1 protein-coding gene is annotated in these 745 nt (G+C 63.0%); it reads right to left on the bottom strand.

The features are described 5' to 3' along the window. Window positions 1–129 precede the first annotated feature (129 nt). A partial coding sequence (locus EN906_RS36060; RefSeq protein ID WP_164777703.1) for a DMT family transporter occupies window positions 130–745 on the bottom strand: 616 nt, incomplete at its 5' end.

The following is a 745-nucleotide window of genomic DNA, read 5'->3' on the forward strand; positions in this document are numbered from 1 at the left end:
GGACGACACCAGGATGATGCCGAGTGTGCGCTCTGCGGCGGTGTCGGTGGCGGCTGCAATGTCAGTCATGCAACCAGCCTACGCCGCTTGGTCCTGGCATCGTAGTGTCAGCAATGATGGTGATCCACATCATAGGCGTTTGCGGAAATGCTCGGTGCCGACGATCAACAGGCCGGCGGCGACGATCAGCGCAGCGCCCAGGAACACCTCGCGGCGCGGCACGTCGCCCCAGATCGCAAAGCCGAGTGCGAATGCCCACAACAGCGAGGTGTATTCCAGCGGCGCGAGGACCGAAGCCGGTGTGCGCTTCATGCCTTCGAACAGAAGATATTGTGCCAGGCCGCCGAGTGCGCCGACGCTGGCAAGGAGCAGCAACTGAGCCCCGTCCGGTGTCCGCCACAACAACAATGCCGGCACCGCCGAAAACAGCAGGAAATAGAAATTGTTGAGCAGGAGCTGGATCATCGAGCACTCGGCAAGGGCGGTCTTGCGCAAGAGCACGATGGCGATGCCCCACAAGAAGGCCGCCGCCAGCACCAGCAGCACCGGCACGGACAGGCCGAGATGGGTCGGATCGCAAGCGACGAACACGCCGGCAAAGCCGATCAGCACCGCCAGCCAGCGCAGCATCGGCACCTTTTCGCCGAGCAGGAACACTGAAAGCACTGTGACGATGATCGGGGCCGCATAATAGACGGTGGTCAGCTCGGCGAGCTGCAGGCTGCGCGCGGCGTTGTAGTAACAC

It is taken from the genome of Mesorhizobium sp. M7A.F.Ca.CA.004.06.1.1 (genome assembly GCF_003999135.1).
Taxonomy (GTDB): domain Bacteria; phylum Pseudomonadota; class Alphaproteobacteria; order Rhizobiales; family Rhizobiaceae; genus Mesorhizobium.